Annotated in this window: 2 protein-coding genes; one reads left to right on the top strand and one right to left on the bottom strand. The window is 47.3% G+C overall.

Annotation, left to right across the window (positions count from 1 at the left end; genetic code table 11):
- The coding region (locus tag MMY95_RS15555) for a PTS sugar transporter subunit IIA (protein WP_241277820.1) at positions 1-813 on the top strand (813 nt) is incomplete at its 5' end.
- Between the two features lie 143 nt (positions 814-956).
- Here MMY95_RS15555 and MMY95_RS15560 read toward each other — a convergent pair.
- Positions 957-1,391 (bottom strand): branched-chain amino acid transport system II carrier protein (locus MMY95_RS15560; RefSeq protein WP_241277821.1); only part of this gene is annotated, 435 nt, incomplete at its 5' end.

Here is a 1,391-nt window from a genome sequence, read left to right on the forward strand (position 1 = left end):
ATTGAATACGGTCAATTGAAGAATGGCAATCGTAATGAAGCGGTGGTGCTTGCCGTTCGGCCGATGCTCGACAAAATTACTGGTGCCTTTTCCAACGGTATCGTCGGTGCCATTGCTTTAGTTGCTGGTATGACTGGTAGTGCAACGGGCGCCGATATGACTGCAAGTAATATTCATACGTTTGAACTCTTAGCGTTTTACTTGCCGTTAGCATGTGCAATCTTGTCATTGTTAGTCTTTACATTCAAAGTAACCATTACCGAAAAGAAACATGCCGAAATTGTTGAAGTGTTACAGGCCAAATTGGCAACAGGGGAAGCAGTGGATGTTGCGGTAACGCCTGCATCTGACATTCTGACCACTGAAATCTTAGCACCAGTAAGCGGTCAACCGCTCGCATTAGCGGATGTCAAAAGTGCCGCACAGCCACAAGGCTTACCGGGAGTTGGTTTCGCCATCAGGCCAAGTGATGGTCGCCTCTATGCGCCATTCGATGGGACGATTCGGTTTACGTTCTCAACTAAACATACGTTAGGAATCGTGTCAGCTGACGGTCTTGAAACAATTATTCACGTGGGAATCGGGACGGTTAACCTCCGTGGTGCTGGCTTTACGACTTATTGTCAAGATGGGCAAGTCGTACACGCTGGTGATTTACTGATGACCTTTGATCGTGATCTGATCAAACAGAGTGGTTATGACGATGTGGTTGTTACTTTCTTTACGCAACCTGGTCGCGTTACAGCACACACTGAAGATTGGTCAACAGAAGTACAGCATGGTCAATCAGCAATGAAAGTAACATTCAAATAGATTGGAGTTGTCGGTCATGACAACGCCGACTCATTGCGATAATTGTTCGTGTTAGACTTGAGGTATCAAATAAGCACTGCTCACAAAATAGTGGGCAGTGCTTATTTGGCATTCATTAAATTGTTTAACAAGTACGGTACCGGTTAGCGTTTCATCGGTACTTCCATGCCAGTGCTGGCCTTTGCCCGCTGTAACAACAAGTAGTGGGCCGTGCCAAAGACGGCACCAACTAGCGCAGGGACTAACCAATCCATTCCGCTGCTGGCAAGTGGTAAGAAGCTTTGGACATGCGCCATTGCTTGGCCGAAAGTACTTTGGCTAACAACGGCGGGGAAAGCGGCAACCATATCAAAGACGGCGGGGACGACGGTGAAGACGACGACCCAAACATAGACGACACTTGACTTGTGGAAGAGTGGCGAAAGGATCGATAAGAAGATTAGTGCCATGGCTAACGGGTAAAGGAACATCAGGACGGGGGTGGACCAGGCAATGATCTGATTTAAGCCCACATTAGCAGTTAAAAATGAGGCGAGGCACGTGATTCTTAACCAGGCTTTGTAACTCAAGAAACCGAA

Source organism: Lactiplantibacillus sp. ME-2, from assembly GCF_022549155.1.
GTDB lineage: Bacteria > Bacillota > Bacilli > Lactobacillales > Lactobacillaceae > Lactiplantibacillus > Lactiplantibacillus plantarum.